The sequence below is a fragment of the Nocardia salmonicida NBRC 13393 genome (genome assembly GCF_001613085.1).
Lineage (GTDB): Bacteria > Actinomycetota > Actinomycetes > Mycobacteriales > Mycobacteriaceae > Nocardia > Nocardia salmonicida.
On record NZ_BDBR01000033.1, the window covers coordinates 23,259 to 43,246 of the forward strand.

General features: G+C 65.2%; 22 protein-coding genes. 15 read left to right on the forward strand and 7 right to left on the reverse strand.

Annotation, left to right across the window (positions count from 1 at the left end):
- Positions 1-126 precede the first annotated feature (126 nt).
- Positions 127-1,752 carry an ABC transporter permease gene (locus NS1_RS27265; protein ID WP_062989002.1) on the reverse strand — a complete coding sequence of 542 codons (1,626 nt, stop codon included), beginning with the start codon at positions 1,750-1,752 and terminating at the stop codon, positions 127-129.
- Positions 1,749-2,669, reverse strand: coding sequence for an ABC transporter ATP-binding protein (locus NS1_RS27270; RefSeq protein ID WP_062989004.1), 921 nt, complete (start codon positions 2,667-2,669; stop codon positions 1,749-1,751). Before NS1_RS27270 ends, NS1_RS27265 begins: the two co-directional genes overlap by 4 nt.
- Positions 2,670-2,755: 86 nt before the next feature.
- Between NS1_RS27270 and NS1_RS40295 the strand changes: the two genes are divergently transcribed.
- The 5 genes from NS1_RS40295 to NS1_RS27290 all read left to right on the forward strand — a co-directional run bounded on the left by NS1_RS40295 (position 2,756) and on the right by NS1_RS27290 (position 5,603).
- Positions 2,756-2,917 (forward strand): hypothetical protein, encoded by a 162-nt coding sequence (locus NS1_RS40295; protein WP_157125400.1) that lies wholly within the window; start codon positions 2,756-2,758, stop codon positions 2,915-2,917.
- 453 nt (positions 2,918-3,370) lie between these two features.
- A complete protein-coding gene (locus NS1_RS40985; RefSeq protein WP_063816285.1) occupies positions 3,371-3,694 on the forward strand; it encodes a type VII secretion target in 324 nt (107 codons plus the stop codon).
- The gene (locus NS1_RS27280; RefSeq protein WP_062989008.1) at positions 3,691-4,431 is read left to right on the forward strand and encodes a WXG100 family type VII secretion target; all 741 of its coding nucleotides are present in this window, start codon (positions 3,691-3,693) and stop codon (positions 4,429-4,431) included. Before NS1_RS40985 ends, NS1_RS27280 begins: the two co-directional genes overlap by 4 nt.
- Complete coding sequence (locus tag NS1_RS27285; RefSeq protein WP_062989009.1) at positions 4,431-4,955, forward strand: hypothetical protein; 525 nt, start codon at positions 4,431-4,433, stop codon at positions 4,953-4,955. The genes NS1_RS27280 and NS1_RS27285 overlap by 1 nt, the downstream gene beginning before the upstream one ends.
- A gap of 42 nt (positions 4,956-4,997) precedes the next feature.
- Complete coding sequence (locus tag NS1_RS27290; protein WP_062989011.1) at positions 4,998-5,603, forward strand: hypothetical protein; 606 nt, start codon at positions 4,998-5,000, stop codon at positions 5,601-5,603.
- A 238-nt stretch (positions 5,604-5,841) separates the two neighbouring features.
- Here NS1_RS27290 and NS1_RS27295 read toward each other — a convergent pair whose 3' ends face one another.
- The 3 genes from NS1_RS27295 to NS1_RS27305 are packed head-to-tail and all read right to left on the reverse strand — an operon-like array spanning position 5,842 to position 7,250.
- Complete coding sequence (locus tag NS1_RS27295; protein WP_062989132.1) at positions 5,842-6,270, reverse strand: DUF6653 family protein; 429 nt, start codon at positions 6,268-6,270, stop codon at positions 5,842-5,844.
- Between the two features lie 19 nt (positions 6,271-6,289).
- Positions 6,290-6,769: a nitroreductase family deazaflavin-dependent oxidoreductase gene (locus NS1_RS27300; protein WP_062989013.1), complete on the reverse strand. Its 480-nt coding sequence runs from the start codon at positions 6,767-6,769 to the stop codon at positions 6,290-6,292.
- Positions 6,770-6,788: 19 nt separating this feature from the next.
- A complete protein-coding gene (locus NS1_RS27305; RefSeq protein WP_063816279.1) occupies positions 6,789-7,250 on the reverse strand; it encodes a GbsR/MarR family transcriptional regulator in 462 nt (153 codons plus the stop codon).
- Between the two features lie 73 nt (positions 7,251-7,323).
- Here NS1_RS27305 and NS1_RS27310 point away from each other — a divergent pair, with 73 nt between their 5' ends.
- A complete protein-coding gene (locus tag NS1_RS27310) occupies positions 7,324-8,241 on the forward strand; it encodes an ABC transporter ATP-binding protein (protein WP_062989015.1) in 918 nt (305 codons plus the stop codon).
- A 42-nt stretch (positions 8,242-8,283) separates the two neighbouring features.
- On the forward strand, positions 8,284-9,120 hold the full coding sequence (locus NS1_RS27315) for an ABC transporter permease subunit (protein ID WP_084504487.1): 837 nt from the start codon (positions 8,284-8,286) through the stop codon (positions 9,118-9,120).
- Here NS1_RS27315 and NS1_RS27320 read toward each other — a convergent pair.
- Positions 9,098-9,766: an NAD-binding protein gene (locus NS1_RS27320; RefSeq protein ID WP_169812837.1), complete on the reverse strand. Its 669-nt coding sequence runs from the start codon at positions 9,764-9,766 to the stop codon at positions 9,098-9,100. The two genes, NS1_RS27315 and NS1_RS27320, sit on opposite strands and share 23 nt — an antisense overlap.
- Before the next feature lie 171 nt (positions 9,767-9,937).
- Between NS1_RS27320 and NS1_RS27325 the strand changes: the two genes are divergently transcribed.
- The 8 genes from NS1_RS27325 to NS1_RS27360 all read left to right on the forward strand — a co-directional run bounded on the left by NS1_RS27325 (position 9,938) and on the right by NS1_RS27360 (position 18,956).
- Positions 9,938-11,380, forward strand: a complete 1,443-nt coding sequence (locus tag NS1_RS27325) for a TrkH family potassium uptake protein (protein WP_084504491.1) — start codon at positions 9,938-9,940, stop codon at positions 11,378-11,380.
- Positions 11,381-11,411: 31 nt separating this feature from the next.
- The gene (locus tag NS1_RS27330; RefSeq protein WP_084504493.1) at positions 11,412-12,044 is read left to right on the forward strand and encodes a potassium channel family protein; all 633 of its coding nucleotides are present in this window, start codon (positions 11,412-11,414) and stop codon (positions 12,042-12,044) included.
- Between the two features lie 455 nt (positions 12,045-12,499).
- A complete protein-coding gene (locus NS1_RS27335; RefSeq protein WP_157125401.1) occupies positions 12,500-13,195 on the forward strand; it encodes a hypothetical protein in 696 nt (231 codons plus the stop codon).
- 389 nt (positions 13,196-13,584) lie between these two features.
- Positions 13,585-14,895 (forward strand): Na+/H+ antiporter NhaA, encoded by a 1,311-nt coding sequence (gene nhaA / locus NS1_RS27340; protein WP_084504495.1) that lies wholly within the window; start codon positions 13,585-13,587, stop codon positions 14,893-14,895.
- 50 nt (positions 14,896-14,945) lie between these two features.
- Positions 14,946-15,494 (forward strand): TerD family protein, encoded by a 549-nt coding sequence (locus NS1_RS27345; RefSeq protein ID WP_062989142.1) that lies wholly within the window; start codon positions 14,946-14,948, stop codon positions 15,492-15,494.
- Positions 15,495-15,500: 6 nt separating this feature from the next.
- Positions 15,501-16,781 carry a glycosyltransferase family 87 protein gene (locus NS1_RS27350; protein ID WP_062989023.1) on the forward strand — a complete coding sequence of 427 codons (1,281 nt, stop codon included), beginning with the start codon at positions 15,501-15,503 and terminating at the stop codon, positions 16,779-16,781.
- A gap of 74 nt (positions 16,782-16,855) precedes the next feature.
- Positions 16,856-17,563, forward strand: a complete 708-nt coding sequence (locus NS1_RS27355) for a response regulator transcription factor (protein ID WP_062989025.1) — start codon at positions 16,856-16,858, stop codon at positions 17,561-17,563.
- The gene (locus NS1_RS27360) at positions 17,550-18,956 is read left to right on the forward strand and encodes a sensor histidine kinase (RefSeq protein WP_063816280.1); all 1,407 of its coding nucleotides are present in this window, start codon (positions 17,550-17,552) and stop codon (positions 18,954-18,956) included. The genes NS1_RS27355 and NS1_RS27360 overlap by 14 nt, the downstream gene beginning before the upstream one ends.
- 340 nt (positions 18,957-19,296) lie before the next feature.
- Here NS1_RS27360 and NS1_RS27365 read toward each other — a convergent pair whose 3' ends face one another.
- On the reverse strand, positions 19,297-19,962 hold the full coding sequence (locus NS1_RS27365; protein WP_062989029.1) for an MspA family porin: 666 nt from the start codon (positions 19,960-19,962) through the stop codon (positions 19,297-19,299).
- Positions 19,963-19,988: the final 26 nt, after the last annotated feature.

Here is a 19,988-nt window from a genome sequence, read left to right on the forward strand (position 1 = left end):
ACCCCCTCGTATCACGCAATACCGCATTGACTCGCTCGAGTTCAGTGCCCTGACCGCAGCCGGATCCGACTGCGCCGCCGCGATCGATGCGGGATCGCGGGCCGGTCGGTGGCCCGTCATCAATGGTTAGTCGTGCAAATCACGGTGGGCGTAGCCGAGCAAGCCGAGCACTGTTGTCGCGACGGCGAGGGCAGTGAGAACGACGCTGGCGAGCACGTTCGGTCCGGTGTTCGGTACGCCGGCCAGGTGCGCGAATGGGGAAAGTTTGTGCACCCAGGTCGGTGCGTCGGTGCTGGCAGCGACGACGTCGAGCAGGAATCCCCCGACGACAGGGACCGCCCCGATCGCGCCGACGGCGTGTGGATACCAGCCCAAGGCCAGTGTCGCCGCGCCGAGCGCGAGCAACACCACTGGCACCAGGTTGAACGCGCCGGCGAAGGCAACGCTCAACCCCAGCGGAGCACCGGTGCTTACCGCCCCGACCCACATGGCCAGCGCCGCAGTCGTCAGCAAAACCATCACACCCAGTGTGGTGACGGCGATTTCGGCTCCCGCGAGTTGGTATCGGGACAGCGGTAGCGCGTGTAAGGGTGTCCAGCGGCGGGCCTTCTCATCCGCGGCCATGGCGGCGATGCGGGTGGCGGCATAGAGCCCGGTGGGGATGGCGAGTAGCGCGAATATCGCGGCAGCGAACCCGGTCGCCGAGCCGAGGCTGCCGAAACCGGCGGTGGCCGCGAGGTCAGCGAAGCGTGGGTTCTGCTCGAGAAAGCGCACGATCGTCGAAGCCAAGGCGCCGATCAGCACGAAATACGCGGCTATGCCGGCAGCCCATCCCGCAGTGGGCGCGAGCGCGCGCCGAACCGCGAAGGCGGGAACTGAACCCAGCAGACGAGTTCGCGCCGCGCGGGAATCCGACCGGACGAACACCGCCCCACCGAGATCACGGCGATGGGCAACGACCAGCGCGGCGATGGCGGGTGTGATCGCCAGGCCAACCAGCACCAGCAACGGTGCGATCCGGTTCTCGGCGTAGGGCGCAGCGCGGGCAGCCAAGCCGAACGGGGTGAACCAGGCCATCCATGCCAACGCGGACACGCCATCGGCGAGCATCCGCACCAATAGGCTCGCCCCGAGGACCGCGCAGGCCGCTCCGGTGGCTGCCGAGCGGGAACCGAGCAGTTGCGCGGCGAGCACACCCACGCCCGCGAACGTCGCCGTCGAACCCAGTACACACACACCATGGATGACAGCGCCGCTGGGGTCGGTGCCTGTGGCGATCAAGGCGGCGCCGATGCCCACCGCACTCACTATGGCCGCCAGTGTGAGAACGGTGGTGCACCACGCGACCAGGTCCACCATGCGGACGCGCCCGCCGAGAACCAGGTCCCAGCGACCGCTCTCCTCCTCGCCGCGAGTGAGCCTGGTGGCACTCAACAACGCCCACACCCCGCACAACACCAGCACAGGTGTGCCGGTGCGCCAGACGGTGAACCCGCCGGGATCATCGAGCGCGCGCGGCTCGCCGAACAGGACTCTGATGGCGGGGTTCTCGGCGAGCGCGCGCAACGCGCCGGAGTCGAGGGCGTCGGCGAAAGTCGTCTGATATTGCACGGCGACCACGGCGGACAGCCCGGTCACGGTGACAGCTATCAGTGCCGCGCCGCGCCACACCTGACGGTAGGTCAGCCAGGCCAAAGCGGGCCCAGTGGGCGGGACGGTCGCGCGGTGCGGGTACACTGTCGCAGCACTCATCGCTGCGTCCCGTAGTAGTCGAGAAAGATCTCCTCGAGGGTGGGCTCGCGCAGCGACAACGCCGTCACCTGAGCCTCGGCGAGAGCGCGCAACGCGGGCGCGGGTGGCCCGGTCAGGGTGAACCGCACCTGATGCTGGTCGAGAACTTCAACGGCCAACACCCCCGCCACATCGTCCAGGCGCGGGGGCTCCCCTTCGTAGGAGGCCTCCACGATGGTGCGCTGGAGTCGACGTAGATCGGCCAGGGTCGCGATGTCGACCAGGCGGCCCTCACGCAGGATCGCGACCCGATCACACAGGGCCTCGACTTCTCCGAGATGGTGCGAGCTCAAGAACGCTGTTTGTCCACGCTGGCGGGCCTCGGCGACGCATCGCCGAAATTCGTGTTCCATCAACGGATCCAGTCCGCTGGTCGGCTCGTCGAGGACGAGCAGTGGCGCGCGGGTGGCGAACGCCGCCACCAGGGCGACCTTCTGTCGATTGCCGGTCGAATAGGTTTTGGCGGATTTGTTGAGATCGAGCGCGAAACGCTCGACCAATGCGGCGCGGTACGCCACGTCGATGCCTGGTCCGACCCGAGCGACCAGTTCGAGAATCTCGGCGCCGGTCAGCATGGGCCACAACGCCACATCGGCGGGGACGTAGGCGAGGTGGTGGTGCGAGCGGCGGGCATCGCGTGCGTCGTGGCCGAACACTCGTACGACACCGGTGGTCGGTCGGATCAGGCCGAGAAGTAGCCGGATCGTGGTCGACTTTCCCGCACCGTTGGGTCCGAGGAATCCGAAGACCTCCCCCGCTTCGACGGACAAGGTGAGGTCCTCAATAGCGAGGGTACGACCGAACCGTTTCGATAGATGATCGAAGGCGATGGCGATATCAGATGTGGTGTGTGTGGGCAACGCAGCAGGTGCGGGCATCGGAGCCCTTTCCGGGTCAGCGAATATAATTGCCGACCAGACTTCCCGGCGCACCTGCGAGCAATGCTACTCGGACCGAGCTGTCCGTGACCCATGCGGAGCTCTACATCGCCTCGGCCGCGATGACCGACACCGCCCGCGCCGAGCCCCCGTTCCAACTCCAAGGCTCCTACCGCGACATGAACGGCCTCACCGGCCGCATCGTAACGGTGATGAATGGACGAAGAACTCGAAACCCTGATCGATGACACCACTACCGTGGCGAAGCCCAAACCCTTGCCGCGAACGCAGAAGCGCCCCTCAAACTGGCCGAACCCCGGGGCCGACTCACCCCCGACCCAAGCCACCCGATGGGGCCAGATCAAATCCGCCTACGTCTGAGACCTGGCGCTCGGAGGCAGCGAAGACGATCCCTTGGTCCGCGCGATCGGCGGTCTCGGCCTACTCGCGGATCGTCTCGACGCTGTCGAAGCCGCCATCCGTGGGGTAGCCGAAGCAACCCACCGGCCACCACGCTGCCCACCGAGTTCTTCGGCAGCAATGACCCTCCACGCGTAGGCACGGGAGGCCGCCGTGATCGACTGTCGCCCTGGTTTTCCGGATTCGATGGAACCGATCGGACCGCTGGCGCGTCCAAGACAGTGAACAGCAAAAAAGTAGCCAGTGCACGAACGCACTACCCCGATGAGACAGGCGCGACGGTGACCGAGGAACTGAAAGTCGAACCCGACCAGTTGGATACGTTCGCCAACAAACTCAAACAACTGGCGACCGACCACACGCAGGCCACCCCCTACGTCCAACAATGGTTGAAGGTCGACGACGGCGCGGGTGGGGTCTTCCTCACCGGTGTCGTCGACACCCTGAGCCAGATCCTGACCGACCTCGAATCGAACTTCGCCACCCTGACCTCGGTCACCGAAGGCTCGGCCGCCGAGCTGGTCAAGTCCGCGCAGATGTATCGCAGCACCGACCACGCGACCGCCGCCGCACTCGACAAGACCTACGTCGGGAGAAGCAAATGACCACCACCACCACCACCACCACACCGGTGACATCGCTGACCGAGCCGCAACCCAACGACCCGATCCCGGATCTGGTGGAACTGGTCATCAACGGCAACATCGTCTCACCCAGCTACTGGATCAACTATGTACTCAACAAGACGATCGGCGTCGACCCGCTGACCTACACCACCAACAAGATCGCCGGTGACTGGCAGTCGCTGCAACTGGCCGGAACCGCGCTGGGCAACGTGTCCGACTACCTGCGCGACTACGCCCACACGGTCTCCGCCGACAATCGCGAAGTACACACCAGCTGGGAAGGCAACGCCGCCGACGCCGCCGACGCCTACTTCGACAAACTCACCCAGGCCCTGACCACCCAAGCCAGCACCCTCAAAGACATCAGCACAACGGTCGACGAGTACTCCCTGGCGTCTTACTACATGGCACAGTTTATTTGCGGGCGGATCCAGGACATCTACGACGCCGCGATCATCCTCGCGATCAAAGAAGCTGCCGCTGCGGCGATGGCAACCACAGGAGTCGGTGCCGTCGGTTCGGTGTTCACCACCGCCTCCGCGGTCTATGAGATCGTGCAAATCGTCGAGGGCTGGGGAAAAGTGTTGGGCCAGTTCACCAAATGGGTGTTCCTGGCCGAGGCCGCGGTAGGCACCATCCTCGGCGGAGTCGCGACGATAAGCTCCACCACGATCCCCGCATTGGGCGCCGAAACCTACGACCATCAGGGAGTCTAGTGAACAATCCCGAACCGATGCTCGATGTCGCGCGCGGCGACATCGCGGTATCCAGACAAGTCAGCGCCGCTCTGCGCGTCATCGCTACCAGCACCCACGACGACGCGTTGAAACGACAGATCGGGGAGATTCTGGCCGGACGCGCCAGCGTGCGCGACCTCGCCGGCGCTGAGTCGTTCAACCGGGTTCTCGACGGTGTCCTGCCCGCAGCGATGCAGAAGATCGCCGAGCTGTCGGAAGAGGAACGCGATCGTCTGGCAGAGCAGGGCCGCGCCGAACTCGAGCAGTTCCGCGAATCCCCGAACCCGGCGCCGACTACGTCCGCCCCGGCGAACGAGACCGCCCCTTCGCTCGACCGATCGAGCGGACCCACCCCTACCCCACCACAGGCAACAGACACCTCACAGCCTGGGGTGATCCCCGGGACCCGCAAGCCCAACCGCGAGCAGATCGTGACCCCCGATGAACCCGATGACGACGACCTCTACTACCAGGACCGTCAGCAACGTGGCTGGCTCCAATAGCCGAGGTCGGCGCGACCTGATCGACAGTCGGGAGGACAACCGGTGACACGACGCGGGATCGAGGTGAGCTTGCGCATCGAATACGATCCGGCACATATCAATCCGACCGATCAACGCGGCGTACTGCACTACACACTGGTTGATCCCCTGCCCCGGGTCTGTGTCGAACACGGCCGGACCGCGATCGACACCTACGAAGCAGCTGTCCAATTCGACGACACCCAACGATTCACGCTCTCGGACCGGCTGGGCTCCTACCTGGCGCCCGCACCGGACGGCTTCGGGATCGCCCGGCAATCCAGTGAAGCCGACTCGGTCGTCCACGCTCACTGGCCGATCTGCCGCCTGTGCCGGATGCGCGTCCGCGCCCGCGAATACCTGTTCCTGTTCCTCGTTTTCGCCGCAATGTGCACCGTCATCGGCGCGTTCGCCGCTGTCCAAACCGGACAACGAGACATCGCGGTCGCCCTCGCATTCGTCATCGGCCTCGGCACGCCCGTGATCCTGCTCGCGATCACCGCCGCCTTCACCAGTGTGAGTTCGAGCCCTGCGCGCCACCTTCGCCGCAGCCCGGACCGCAAACATCTGATCACCCGAGCCCACCGACGATTCGCCGAACAAGCCGCACCACAGACCGATGCCGACTAACACGTCACCCCGAGCACACGCCGGGCATACAGACGGTGCCACCGGGCGAGCCGCCACAGTCGACCGGCAGTAGGTGAGGCCGCGGTAGAGCGGCTCGAGGCCGAGCTAGAAGAGGCCCGCGCGGCGCTCGACCGGCTCGACCGGCTCGACCGGCTCGAGCTGCAACTCGACGACATACTTCGCCCAAAGGAATAGAACCGATCAGTGCCCCCACGGTGAAGATCCCGGTCAGTTGATTTCAGGCAGCATTCCGACCTCCGTCATAGAGCGCGGCATAGCGCCGCCAGCTGTACAGGGTGAGCGCCATGCTGGCAGCTACGCCGAGCACGGTCGGAACCTTGCGGCGGTGCCGAGCCGCGAGCATCGACCCTGCCAGGACGCCAGCGCCTACCGCATTGAGTACGGTCATCGTCGGGTCCAGCTCGGGTCGTGCCAGCCAGCGCTCCTCACCGAGAATGGCCCGGGTGGCAAACGATCGCCGATCGACAGGTTCTGGGGTGATGATCGGGTTGATCGCGAACCAGACCAGAACTCCAGCGGTCACGTCCGCCCGCCTGGTCCAGAACGGTGCGACAACCAGCGGTGTGGTGAGCAGCCGGGTCCAGGCACTGACCGGGTGGGAGTGCCGGGCAAACACCCGATGACGCAGATACCGCGAGCGATTCATGACCATTCCTCGCCGCCGCTCACGTCCGGGGGCACAAACGCACGAAGGGCAGTTGACGTCCGACCTCGCGGTAGTCCTCTGGCGTACCGTCGACGGCGAAGCCCATGAACCGCACCAGTTTTCGTGCCGCTCGAGGGTGACGGGGCGCGTAGCGGGCCATGAACTCCCCGCCTTCGTTGGTATCGAGCGGCACTGCGGTCACCTGGATTGTGCGCAGGCCGACTCGAATACTGGTGTCCGGTGTCGCGAGGATGTTCTGGTACCACGCGGCGGTGGGGCCGAACCCGGAGCAGACGACGTAGCTGCCATCAGCGCTGTCGTGTTCGACGACTTCGACGACCGCCTGGCGAGGCTTCCCCGACACCCGCCCCGTGTGATCGAGCAGGAGCAGCCTGCCACCGAACAACCAGCCCAGCCGTAGTCGGTAGAGGTGAATGGGGGCCCGGAACATCAGGCGGCGAATGCCGGTCGGCGGCGCAGGGCGCTTCACTATCTCCATCGTGTGGCCTTTCCCATGGTCAGTTGTCGATTCGCTCGCGCCAACGTTCGATCAGGGCGGGCATCTCGTGTTCCATGTACCCATAGAAGTCCTGCATCTCGTGTAGCCGCGCGGCGGTGGGGGTGCCGTCTCCGATGGCGTCGAGGCCCTCCTGGGCGGCGTCCTTCATGATCTTCAACATCATGTTCTGTTGCGAGAACAGCTGAGCCCACACACCTTTGGGGAAACGGTAGTGCTCGCGGCGACTGCCGGGGGCGGGCACGCGCTCCACCATGCCGGTCTGGGTCAGCTGTTTGATCGCGGTCGAGACCGCCCCGGTGCTGATGGACAGCCGCTCGCACAGATCGGCGGCGGTCATCGTCTCCTGCTCGGTGTAGAGCAGTGCGGTCATCACCCGCGCCGTCATCTTCTGCATGCCGCCCTGCGACAGGGTCAAGGCAAGGCGCTCGGCGGCGTCGCGCAGTCGCTGATCGGAATCCATGCGTCAATCGTACCCACGCCTCCCAAATTTCTGAATCTTCACAGATCTCTGAAATCTTGATATTGTTTGAGACATGAACAACGCCATAGAGATCCGCGATCTCACCAAGACCTACGGCACCCGTCGAGGACTCACCGGGCTGACCCTCGACGTCCGGGCCGGTGAGGTATTCGGCTACCTCGGACCCAACGGTGCGGGGAAATCGACCACCATCCGACTCCTGCTCGACCTGATCCGCCCCACGACGGGAACTGCTTCGGTGCTCGGACTGGATCCACGCGCAGATGGTGTCGACATGCGTCGCCGGATCGGTTATCTGGCGGGCGATTTCATCGTCGACAGCCGCCAGCGAGTGCGCGAGTGCCTACGGTTTCTCGCGGATCTGCGCGGTGGCGTGCCGCAGCCGCGGATCGATGAGCTGTCCGAGCGGCTCGGGCTGGACCCGACCGCCACGATCAAGAGCCTGTCCAAGGGCAACCGGCAGAAGGTCGGACTGGTGCAGGCCTTCATGCACGCCCCTGAACTACTGATCCTCGACGAACCGACGTCCGGGCTCGACCCACTGGTGCAGCAGACCTTCCTCGAGCTGGTCACCGAGGCCGCCGACAACGGTCAGACGGTCTTCATGTCCAGCCACATCATGGACGAAGTCGAGGCTGTCGCCGACCGGGTCGCCATCCTGCGCGACGGCGCACTGGTCGCACTCGACACCGTGGCCGACCTACGGGCAGCAGCGGTCCGTCGCATCGAGATCGGCTTCGCCGACCCGGTGACGATCGACGAGTTCCGCGTGCTGCCCGGCCTGATCGACCCGCGACTCGACCCAGGCGGCACCACGTTGCGCGCCGGGCTGTCGGGGTCGCCCGATGCCGTCGTCAAAGCCGCCGCCCGGCACACCGTGCGCACGCTGACCACCACCGAGCCGCACCTCGACGAGATCTTCCACCGCCACTACGCCGACGCCGACGCCGCGCCGCAACCTGCTTCCTGACAGTTCGCCCCGAATTCTCTTCGTTCACAGAGGGATACAGATATGACCGTCACTGCCGCGATCGGCCCGATGATCGAGCCCGCAGCCGCCACCGTCCGCACCGTCATCTTCACCAAAACCCTGCGCGATTCGCGCCGCAGCCTGCTCGGCTGGACCGCGGGCATCACCGTCGCCGCGGTCGCCTACGCCAGTTTCTACCCACAGATGGCAGCCAACGGCGCCGCCCAAACCGAAAACCTGCCCGAAGGCCTGCGCGAGGCGTTGAACATGGACGACATCGCCTCCGCCGCTGGTTATCTCGGTTCCACCGTGTTCGGAATGATCGTGCCGCTACTGGCCATGTTCTTCGGCGCCGCCGTCGGTGCCAGAGTCTCCGCCGCCGACGAAGAATCCGGCACCCTCGACCTGCTGCTGGCCCACCCCATCACCCGCACTTCCTTCCTCGCACAACGCTTCGCCGCACTCGTCGCCGCCGCGACCGGAATCAGCGCGCTCGTGTGGCTGGGAATGCTCGCCATCCGCGGCAGCGCCGACCTCACCACGATCAGCGTCGGCCAGCTCGCGGCGCAATGCGTTCACCTGGTCCTGCTCATCGTGTGTTTCGGGGCAGTAGCCACCGCCATCGGAGCCTTCACCGGTCACCGCGGCACCGTGTTCGCGCTCACCGCGGTCATCGGCGTCGCCGCCTGGGCCGCACACACTTTCGCCGACCAGATCGGCATCGGCTGGGCCGCCTACCTGTCACCGTTCCACTACTACATCGACAGCGAACCGCTCCGAAACGGCATCAGCGTCAGCAGTATCGCCGTGCTCGCGGCCACCTCGCTGGTCATGGTCACCGTGGGCATCTACCGGTTCAACCACCGAGACCTCGACTGAGAACTGCCCGCTCACCCGATCCCCACGAGAGACTGAGCACCATCAACCGATCCGATGGACGAACCCGTTCCTGCACAAACCCATCTCGCCACAGCACACGACCTTCTCTCCTGGCGGCAAGAACCAGCGGAGAGCATCGGGCCAACAGGCGCCCGCATTCGCGGTGGCGTGCCAGCCGTTCTCTGACGACGACCTGGGGCCGGCTGCTGAGAAACCTGGCAACTCTGCTCGGAAGACTCGGATCGGCGACCGCACACCCGAGCATCACCCCGGACAGCCGACTGACGTTGACCGCCTGGTCAGCACCGAGATACACCGCAACCGGCTCCCAGCCGATCTCGTGGATCGCGGTACACACGGTCGCGGTTCGGTTCAGTCCACGCACGAGCGAGGTGACCCGCACCGCTGCCTCGTCGTCACCCACCGCAACGATGACGCTGTCCGCGTCCACGATGCCCATTCGCTGGAGCAGATCTGCGTCGAGACCACTGCCCACCTCAGCCGCATTGCCTTCGCGCGCGGCCAGCACAACGCGGTCCCGCGCGATATCGATGACGGTCACCCCAATATTCGCATCGGCAGCGAGAAACTCGACCGCACTGCGGCCGGTCGCTCCGTATCCGATCACGACAACGTGTTCAGTCAACGCCGGGCTCCTGATCATGGTGGGGACACAACCCATCACTCGCCGACCAGGCTTCCCGGCACACCAACAAATAACGCTAGCAAGCACTCAGCCGCGACCACGAAACAGCGAGCGGGCAGATCACGTTCTTTACGAGATCCATACGGTCCGGCGCAGCCCTGCTCGAGCACGATGACCTTAGGCTGGCTCATCGCGCATTCGCGTCCTGACTCCGAGCCCGCGCCGAGCCGGCGCGATGACTGGGTCACCTTCGCCACAGGCCTGGCCACTCGACTGCTCCCCAACCCCCGTCACCCCGCGCGGCTGGTCGTCCTCGGCTTCGGTGCCGCGACAGTGATCGGGACGTTGTTGCTGATGCTGCCGGTGGCCGCCGAGTCACGCACGGTGACCGAGCCCGTGACGGCCCTGTTCACGGCGGTGTCGGCGGTATGCGTCACCGGGCTGGTCGTGGTGGACACCGAAAGCCATTGGTCGATGTTCGGCGAAGTGGTGATCCTCGGACTGATCCAGATCGGCGGCCTCGGGATCATGACCCTGGCCTCACTGCTCGGCCTGCTGGTCGCCCGGCGGATGGGACTGCGGATGCAGCTGATCGCCCAGTCGGAGACGAAAACGCTGCGGTTGGGCGAAAGTCGTCGCGTGGTCATCGGGGTCATCCGGATGAGCCTGGCCGTCGAGGCGGCGGTCGCCGCCGTGCTGACGGTCCGATTCGTCTTCGGCTACGACGAAACCGGTTGGCGCGGACTCTATCTGGGGGTGTTCCACGCGATCTCGGCCTACAACAACGCCGGGTTCGGACTCTATGCCGACAGCCTCGTCGGATTCGCCGCCGACCCGCTGATCATGATCCCCATCGCGGTCGCGTTCATCATCGGCGGACTCGGGTTCCCGGTGGTATACGAGGTGAGCAAGTCGCTGCGCAGGCAGGGACACCGGCGACGATGGTCGCTGCATACCAGGATCACCGTGCTCACCTACTTCGCGTTGGCTCTGCTCGGCATCGTCTTGGTCATCGGGCTGGAGTGGTCCAACCCCGGCACCCTCGGACCGCTGAGCACGCTGCAGAAGCTGCTGGTCGGCGGGTTCAGCGGCCTCACACCACGCACAGCGGGCTTCAACAATGTCGATGTGGGGGCGATGAACTCCTCGACGCTGCTGGTCACCGATGTGCTGATGTTCATCGGCGGTGGCAGCGCGGGTACCGCGGGCGGCATCAAGGTGACCACCTTCGCCCTGCTCGCCTTCGTCATCGCCGCCGAAGTGCGCGGCGAACCGACCGTGCACGTGCTCGACCGCAAGCTCGCGGCACCGGTGCAACGCCAAGCCGTCACCGTCGTGCTCCTCTCCGTCGGCGCGGTGGTGCTCGGCACGATCACCTTGTTGACGATCACCCGGATGGACCTCGACGACGTGCTGTTCGAGGTGGTGTCGGCCTTCGGCACGGTCGGGCTGTCCACCGGAATCACCGCCGATATCCCCGACCCAGGCCTTCTCGTGCTCGTCGCCTTGATGTTCCTCGGTCGTTTGGGACCGATCACCTTGGCCACCGCGCTCGCCTTGCGTACCCGGGGCCGCCGCTACGAACTCCCCGAGGAGCGTCCCATTGTTGGGTAGGACACCACGCAAACACGGCACCCGCGTCGTCGTGATCGGTCTCGGCCGATTCGGCGGCGCCCTGGCCCGGGAATTGGTCACGCACGGCTCCGAGGTGCTCGCCATCGACTCGAACCCGGCACTGGTACAGAAGTATTCCGAGGACCTCACCCACGTGGCGTGCGCGGACACCACGAACATGGAGGCACTGCAGCAGTTGGGTGTGCCCGCGTTTCCGCACGCGGTCGTCAGCATCGGCTCGAACATGGAAGCCAGCGTCCTCACCACGTCGCTCCTCGCCGACTGCGCGATCCCGAAGATCTGGGCCAAGGCCACCAGCCGCCAACACGGCCAGATCCTCGAACGAGTCGGCGCCCACCACGTGGTGCTGCCCGAACACGACATGGGCGAACGCGTCGCGCACCTGGTCACCGGCCGCATGATCGACTACATCGAGTTCGACACCGACTATGCGATGGCCAAAACCACCGCGCCCCACAGCGCGGTCGGAAAATCCCTCACTGCCAGCGGGCTACGCCAACATTTTGAGATCACGGTGGTGGCGATCAAGCATCCTGGCGCCGAATTCACCTACGCCACAGCCGATACCGTCGTCGGCGCGGGAGATCAGCTGATCGTTTCGGGCCGCATCGAGGAAGTCGAACGTTTCGCCGAACTGACCTGAGCACACCGAAGATGAAGTATGGAAGCCATTCACCCGTGTTCGCAGCACGGCCTTCGCCAGGCGTTCGAATCCATGAAGCGCGTTGTCGCGCGCTAGGCGACGGCACCCGCGGTCTGGGTCCGGTGCGGAGTGAAGTTGGCCGCACGCGGCCGTGGTCAGCGCGGAGTTCGTCACGATCGTGCGTCAACGGCAAACCGACCCGCCGGAAAGCCTCGCTACACCAGTCTTGGACGCAATCTCGGGATCCCATGTTCTCGAAATCGACGGTCACGGAACAACAGTCGCACTCCTTGATCTGCCACCTGCGACGCTGTCCGGACCGCAGACATCTGACCACCCGAGCCCCTCGATGATTCGTAGGTCAGGCCGCAACACACCGATGCCGATTGACAGGTCGCATCGGATGGCTATGGTCGCTATTCGGATCTCGCCCTACAACACACCAGAGGAAGCCCGTGGCGCGCTGTGCAGCTTTCAGGCTAGGAACAACTATCCAGAGTCTGGCCATCATCGGCGGTGCGTTGATCTCGGTATCCTCCTGCGCGGATCAGGAAACCGCTGTGGCACAACCGCGATTCGACCACGTTCCGGCCAGTTGCACGGTTGCGCTCACCCCCGCTCGCACAGACATCGATCTCTTCTCGGATGGCCTGCGACCAGAAGGAGACCGGATCAGCACCGATCCCGATCCCGATTTTGACGAGCGGTCGGTCGGTGTGCGGTGCGCCAGTATCTTTACCCGCTTCGATGCTTGGGTTCCGTTCGACGAGACATCGCTGCGTCCGACCAGTCGCCACCTGTTCGTCTCCTTCGCGGTCGTCCTCGCCGACAGCATCGTCACCGATCCAGTAAGACATACCAGACGTCTCTTCGACAGACGTCGACCTCCGAACGGAATCGACGTGACCGGAATCGGAGACTCCGCTTACGCGGTCACCACCAGCTCCCGATACCCCGGCGGTACTAGCGGGACAATCGCCGCTGCGGTGGAAATACATTTCCGAACCAGCAATCTCATCGTCAGCGTCGATGCCGGCGGCATCAACGTGCACGACACCAGCGACCCCGCGCAGCTGCCAGCCGACCTGTCAGCGGACGCCAACGCAATCGCGACCTCCCTCGCCGCCAACATCGACACCGTCATGACCTGAGAATCCGAACCCATTGCGCAATGGCCTGACCATCCGGTCACACGGCTTCCGAACACCTGCCCAACCGAAGTCTGTAGAGGTACGGGAGTCTGGAACATCAGGCGGCGCATGCCGGTGGGCGACGGAGGGCGCGACGATCTCCATCGTCTGGCCTTTCCCGGTGTACGGCGTCTGTGAGTAAAACTGCGCGCGGATCGCCGGCCGACTGCGGGTTCGGTTTGCGGTCGGGGTGGTCTTTGCGGCATCTTTACGGGTAGGTGCGCCGGGAAGTCTGGTCGGCAACCTCGCTCGGGCTCCGTCGAGTGGGGTTCGATTGGTGACGGGTACTCACTCTTGCTGCTTCTACGCGTCTCAGACCTCGCTGTTCGCCTCTTCCAGGCGGCAGTTCGATGACGCCACCGGACCGGCGCAGGGTCCTCACTCGCGGCAGTTGGCCGGAATCACGGCGAATCGCCGAGGTGCTCCGCCGCGAAACCGTGGGCGGCGTGCTGCTCATCGTCGCGGCAGTAGTCGCGCTGATCTGGGCGAACACACCGTGGGCCGAGACGTACACAGCGCTACGCGACTTCCACATCGGGCCATCAGCGCTTCACCTGAACCTGTCGCTGAGCGAGTGGGCAGCCGACGGATTGCTGGCGATCTTCTTCTTCGTCGTCGGTCTCGAACTCAAACGCGAATTCGTCGCCGGCGATCTACGCGATCCACGCCGCGCTGCGCTGCCCGTCGTCGCGGCGGTCGGCGGGATGGCCATCCCAGCTCTGATCTATGTGCTGGTCAACCGCACCGGCCCGCCTGGCACACTCGACGGCTGGGCCATTCCCACCGCGACCGACATCGCGTTCGCACTGGCCGTCCTCGCGGTGATCAACACCCACCTGCCTACCGCGCTGCGCACCTTCCTGCTCACCCTCGCCGTGGTCGACGACCTCTTGGCGGTCACGGTGATCGCGATCTTCTACACCAGCGAACTGAACCTGCCCTATCTGGCGGCCGCGATCGTGCCCATCGCCCTATTCGCACTCGCCGTGCAGCGCCGCATCAGTTCCCCCTGGTTACTGGTACCGCTCGCACTGGCCGCATGGTGGTTGGTCCATCTTTCCGGCGTCCACGCCACCGTCGCAGGGGTACTGCTCGGCTTCACCGTCCCGGTACTGGCACGCGGCACAACCGACGAACACGGCCTCGCCGAACGATTCGAGCACCGCATACGCCCGCTCTCGACCGGATTCGCGGTGCCGGTGTTCGCGTTCTTCGCCGCAGGAGTCACCGTAGGCGGTCTCAGCGGCCTCACCGATTCCCTCGGCGATCGGGTAACGCTCGGCATCATCGCGGGCCTGGTCGCAGGCAAACTGATCGGCATCACCGCAACGACCTACCTCACCGCCAAACTCACCCGTGCCGAACTCGATTCGGAACTGTCCTGGATCGACGTCGCCGGTGTGGCGCTACTCGGCGGCATCGGATTCACGGTCTCGCTGCTCGTCGGCGAACTCGCCTTCGCCGGTGACCACACACGTGCCGACCACGTCCGCATCGGCGTTCTCTTCGGCACCGTCACCGCGGCAATCCTGGCCACCATCGTGCTACGTGCCCGCAACCGGGTCTACCGCGTACTGGCCGAAGCCGAATCCCGCGATGACGACGGTGACGACGGTGACGGAATCCCCGACGTCTATCAGCCTCCGCAGACTCCGCGCTGATGCAATCGCGTGCGCACCCCGACCCACGACCGCTCGACGAGGAGCACCCGATGACCCGAGCAGTCCCCCACTACGGCCGCGACGCCCTCACCCACGTGACCATGGGCTTGGGCTGGGATCCTGTCCGTCCCGGCATGTTCGGACGGCCAGGCAAGGACGTCGATCTCAACGCCGCCGCCCTGTCGTTCGCCGGAACCCGGTTCGTCGACGTCGCCTACCACGAACAGCTCACCTCCCGCGACGGTGCGATCCGCCACCTCGGCGACAGCGTCACCGGTGACGGCGATGGTGACAACGAGGTCATCGCGGTGGATCTGACCCGGCTGCACCCCGATGTCACCTCTGTCGTGTTCATCGTGACTTGCTACACCGGGCAACGCTTCGATCAGATCGAGAACGGTTTCTGCCGCGTCACCGACAATGTCACCGGCACCGAAATGGTCCGCATCGATCTGGCCAGTGCCCGATCCCATACCGGCATCGTGCTCGGCAAACTGCGCCGCCCCCACCAAGATTGGGGCTTCGTTGCGATCGGTGAGCCGATCTGGGCTCAGCACATCGTCCACGCGATCCCCCAGCTCGCCGGCTACCTCGGCTGAGCAACGATGATCCGCCAACTCTTCGCACCCCGAAATCCCACGCCCGCCCAAGTCGTCAAGATGGTCATGTGGCCGCTGGCTCTCGTCACCGCTGCGGACATGCTCTTCTACAAGGCGATTCCGGGCCACCACACCAACGACTTCACACCCGTTCACAACGCGATCAGGGCATTTCTGCGCCACGAGCCGGTCTACACCGCGAATCTGTCCTCGGTCGATCCGCACTACCTCTACCCACCGGGTGGCACCCTGCTCTTAGCTCCGATCGGGTTACTCGACGAGGCGAACGGGCGGATCGTCTTCCTGTTTCTCAACCTGCTCGCCGCGGTGCTCGCCACCCATTTGCTCCTACGGATGTTCGGCTACACCTGGCGGGCTCCCCTCGCGCCGGTGGCGTATTTCTTCCTGTTCTTGTCCGAAGCGCTCGTCAACACCTTGACCTTCGGCAATGTCAACGGGTTGTTCTTTCTCGCCGAAGTCGTCTTTCTGACGCTGCTGCTCGGACGGCGCGACATCGCGGCGGGTGTAGTGCTCGGACTGACCATTGCGATCAAACCGATCCTCGCGCCGCTGTTGCTGCTGGCATTGCTGCGCAAACAATGGTCGACGGTCGTTATCGCGGTGGCGATGCCGGTGCTCACCACGGCGATCGCGTGGCCGCTGGCCGCCGACCCCGGCCGGTACTTCGTCCACAATCTGCCCTACAGCCTGCAGGTTCGTGACTACTTCAACTCCTCCATCTCAGGGATCGGCGCCTACTACGGTGTCTCGCCGGTCGTGACGCTGCTGGCGCGCGCAGTTCTCGCCGCCATGGTCGTGGTCAGCCTGTGGCTGCTGTACCGGTACTACCGCCACCAGGAACTCTTCTTCGTCACCACCGCGACCGGTGTCCTGCTCACCGCCGAGTTCGCGTTGAGTTCCCTGGGCCAGCAGTACTACTCGATGTTTCTGTTCCCGTTCCTGCTCACTGTCGTCGTCAAGAGTTCGCTGCTGCGAAACTGGCCTGCCTGGTTGGCGATCTTCGGGTTCGCCAGCTACGAAACCTGGTTGTTGTTCCGCTGGCCCGCCTTCGGCCGCGATCTGGAGTATTCCCGGACGGCTTTCGGCTGGGCTTTGCTGTTGGTCGTCGTGTGCTGTGTCTTGAGCGACCGTTATCTTGCGGCCAGGCGGCAGGGCAGGCTCGCCGACGGAATCGACCCGCCCCTTCTTGCACCCGACTTCCCTCCGCAGGATCGCTACGTTCCCTCCTCCGACACCGAAATGAGGACGAGCGTTCAAGCACGCTGACGATTGGATCCCCACACGGCGGGCCAACAGATTCTCGCCCTGCTCGACAATTCTTGTAATCCGGAGGCACCAGCATGAACGCGCAGTTGTTGATCGTCGAAGACGACACCCGGGTTCGGGAGTCGTTGCGCCTGGCGATGGAGGACGAGGGCTACACCGTCGCCGAGGCCGACTGTGCCGAAAATGCCCTCGACCAGGTGCACAGTCTCGGTGCTCCTGACGTGATGCTCGTCGACCTCATGCTCGGCGGGATGGACGGCTACACCTACATCCGGGAGGTGCGTCGCGAGCACGATGTGCCGATCATCGTGGTCAGCGCCCGCGACGACACCCATGATGTGGTCGCCGCGCTCGAGGCAGGCGCGGACGACTTCGTCACCAAACCGTTCGAGGTCAAGGAACTGTCCGCGCGGATCAGGGCACTGCGCAGGCGCACCAGGAACAACCCCGACCGCGAGGTCAGCGAGATCGTGCTCGATGCGGCGGCGCATCGCAGGTTGATCCTGTGTCCGGAGCGTGGCGCGCTGCGACTGGCAGGCGAGGACGTGCATCTCACCCTCACCGAATTCCGGTTGCTGTGCGAGTTGGCTCAGAACGACAGCCTGGTGATGAGCAGGCAGGTGCTACTCGACAAGATCTGGGATCGCGGGTTCTTCGGCGATGAACGCATCGTCGACGTGCACGTACGCAGACTGCGTACGAAGATCGAACGCGATCCCGCCGACCCGCGGCTGATCGTCACCGTCCGCGGGCTCGGCTACCGGCTCGATGTCCAATCCTGAACGCGGGCAACGGTTTCGGTCACGGTTTCGGGGACTGCGTGGCCGGGTCACCGCCGTGTTCGTGCTGGGCGCGAGCCTGGTCGCTGTGGTCCTGTCCGGATCGGTCTACGGCATCAGCACCGGTTACATGGAGTCGCAACGGGCACGCACTGTCGAACGAGCGGTGGGGGTGCACGCAGAACTCCTGCACCTGCGGCTCGACAACACGGATGTCACCGGCGACCAAGCCCTGGAGACGCTGGATCTGCCGAGCGGAACCATGGCGATGTTGCACCGCGACTCCAGATGGTCACTGGCGGGCGCGGACGTGGATGTTCCGCCCGTGTCGGCGCCCCCGATCCCCGTCCCTGACCAGGAAATGACCGGCACCGCCACCCGAGTTCGGATCGGCGACCAGCCCTACCTTCGGGCAGGTGCGGTCGTCGACGACCGCACCGTTCTCTACGAATTCGCACCGCTACTCGAACTCGAGTCCACCCTGCGGATGCTGCGGACGATCCTGCTCGCCTGCTCGGTACTAGCCGTGGCGATCGCCGCCGCGATCGGCGCCTGGGCGGCTCATCGCGCGCTGAGCCCGTTACGTCAGGTCGCCGCCACGGCGTCCAGGATCGCGTTCGGCGAACACGAACTGCGGCTACCACGGACCGACGACGACGAACTGTCCGCCACAGTCGACGCTTTCAACTCGATGGTCGACTCGTTGCAGCAGCGGATCGAACGCGAACGGCGCCTGGTCTCCGATCTCAGCCACGAACTGCGCACCCCGCTGACCACCCTCACCACCACGGCGACAGTCCTCACCGGACATCGCGACGAACTGTCCGAACGCCCACGCGCCGCGCTCGGACTCCTCGTCGAGGAAACCGCCTATCTGCGGGGCCTACTCGATGACATGCTGGCCCTTGCCCGCGTGGAAGCAGGCATCCACCGCTCCGACCAGACCCCACTCGACTTGGCGGAACTGCTCACCCACCTGCTCGCCGGCCGTGGCGCGGCGTCGGACGTGCTCGACATCCGCGATGTGGGAACCGTCCGCGGGCGCCGCACGGAACTCGAACGCGCGCTGGTCAATCTGCTCATCAACGCCGAACGGCACGGCGGCGGCGCCACCGGTGTCCGCGTCGACCGGGACGGACCCGACATCGTGGTCACGGTCGACGACGCGGGCCCCGGCGTGGCACCCAAGGACCGCGAACGAATCTTCGAACGTTTCGTCACCGCCTCCCGCGCGACCGCGGGCACCGGTATCGGCCTCGCATTGGTCAGCGAAACGGTACTCGGTCACCACGGCACGCTCCGCTGCACGGAAAGCCCCAGTGGCGGCGCCCGATTCGTACTGACCATCCCTGCCCTTCGCGAGATCGCAATGAAACGACCGGAACCCCTGCAATGATCAGCTGCGATTCTCTGTTCGTGTCGCAGCCGAGCGCCACGTGGTGCTCTCGGCCCTACCGGACCGCCCGCCACGCGGAACAACGATGAGGGTCACGTTCGGCGTGCCAGGAACGGCGATCCATCGGGGCCAGGTCGCGCACAGAGGTCACCGGAATCGGCGCTGTCACGCGATGACGCCGGTACGGAGGAGGACAGCCATCAGGGGACTTCGGCATTCCCCAGATGGCCGACGTTCGGTTGTTGTCAGCGACCGACGCCCGATTCCGGTGACTTGATACCTGATGAACACAGCGAGGCCCGACGCACCACGCGCCGGGCCTCGCTGGGGAATCAGCAGATCAGCCGATGCTGAACGGCTGACCCCACAGCGTGACGACCGAGGTCACATTGTCGGTCTCGACCTTCACCTTCACGAAGGCACGCGCCTGGGCGTAGCCACCGCAGCCGGACAGGCCGATCGTGGTGTCGGCCCATGTCACCGAGCCGTTCTTACCCTTGAACTTGTTGTCCTTGCTGTGCGCCTCGTCGCCGTATTCGTCGGCCTTCTCCAAGTCCAGAATGTAGAACGATTCGGCCTGGCCCGGTCCGAGACTCAGCTCGGCGCCGGTGTCGGCTCCGACACCGGGCTTCTTGCCCGCCCAGTCGCTCTCGCCCTCGATGCCACCTTCCACGCCGCCGCCGTCGATGTTGACCTGGCAGCCGACGACGTAGCCGGGACGGATCTTGCCGCCCTTGGCATTACCCGATACCTTGACCTGCGCACTGCCCGACACCCACGCGTTGCGGTGCACCGGAGTCGAACCCATCGACGGGTTGATGTTGGCCGACTCCCCGACCAAGCGGACCGTGACGGTGGTCCCGTCCGACAGCGTCTTGACGATCTCCCCGCCAGGCAGCGGAATGAAGGTGTCGGCGTTGGCCGCACCGGTCGACAGCATCCCGACGGTGACGGCGGCGGCGCCGACGACACCGGCCAGCCGCGCCGCGTTCTTACGGTGGAACATATTCTTCGTCCTCTGATCTATGTCTG

Coding starts and splice junctions, on each gene's coding strand:
- NS1_RS27265 (WP_062989002.1), bottom strand. CDS start 1,752: ATGAGTGCTGCGACAGTGTACCCGCACCGCGCGACCGTCCCGCCCACT.
- NS1_RS27270 (WP_062989004.1), bottom strand. CDS start 2,669: ATGCCCGCACCTGCTGCGTTGCCCACACACACCACATCTGATATCGCC.
- NS1_RS27280 (WP_062989008.1), top strand. CDS start 3,691: ATGACCACCACCACCACCACCACCACACCGGTGACATCGCTGACCGAG.
- NS1_RS27295 (WP_062989132.1), bottom strand. CDS start 6,270: ATGAATCGCTCGCGGTATCTGCGTCATCGGGTGTTTGCCCGGCACTCC.
- NS1_RS27300 (WP_062989013.1), bottom strand. CDS start 6,769: ATGGAGATAGTGAAGCGCCCTGCGCCGCCGACCGGCATTCGCCGCCTG.
- NS1_RS27305 (WP_063816279.1), bottom strand. CDS start 7,250: ATGGATTCCGATCAGCGACTGCGCGACGCCGCCGAGCGCCTTGCCTTG.
- NS1_RS27310 (WP_062989015.1), top strand. CDS start 7,324: ATGAACAACGCCATAGAGATCCGCGATCTCACCAAGACCTACGGCACC.
- NS1_RS27315 (WP_084504487.1), top strand. CDS start 8,284: ATGACCGTCACTGCCGCGATCGGCCCGATGATCGAGCCCGCAGCCGCC.
- NS1_RS27325 (WP_084504491.1), top strand. CDS start 9,938: ATGACCTTAGGCTGGCTCATCGCGCATTCGCGTCCTGACTCCGAGCCC.
- nhaA (WP_084504495.1), top strand. CDS start 13,585: ATGACGCCACCGGACCGGCGCAGGGTCCTCACTCGCGGCAGTTGGCCG.
- NS1_RS27345 (WP_062989142.1), top strand. CDS start 14,946: ATGACCCGAGCAGTCCCCCACTACGGCCGCGACGCCCTCACCCACGTG.
- NS1_RS27350 (WP_062989023.1), top strand. CDS start 15,501: ATGATCCGCCAACTCTTCGCACCCCGAAATCCCACGCCCGCCCAAGTC.
- NS1_RS27355 (WP_062989025.1), top strand. CDS start 16,856: ATGAACGCGCAGTTGTTGATCGTCGAAGACGACACCCGGGTTCGGGAG.
- NS1_RS27360 (WP_063816280.1), top strand. CDS start 17,550: ATGTCCAATCCTGAACGCGGGCAACGGTTTCGGTCACGGTTTCGGGGA.
- NS1_RS27365 (WP_062989029.1), bottom strand. CDS start 19,962: ATGTTCCACCGTAAGAACGCGGCGCGGCTGGCCGGTGTCGTCGGCGCC.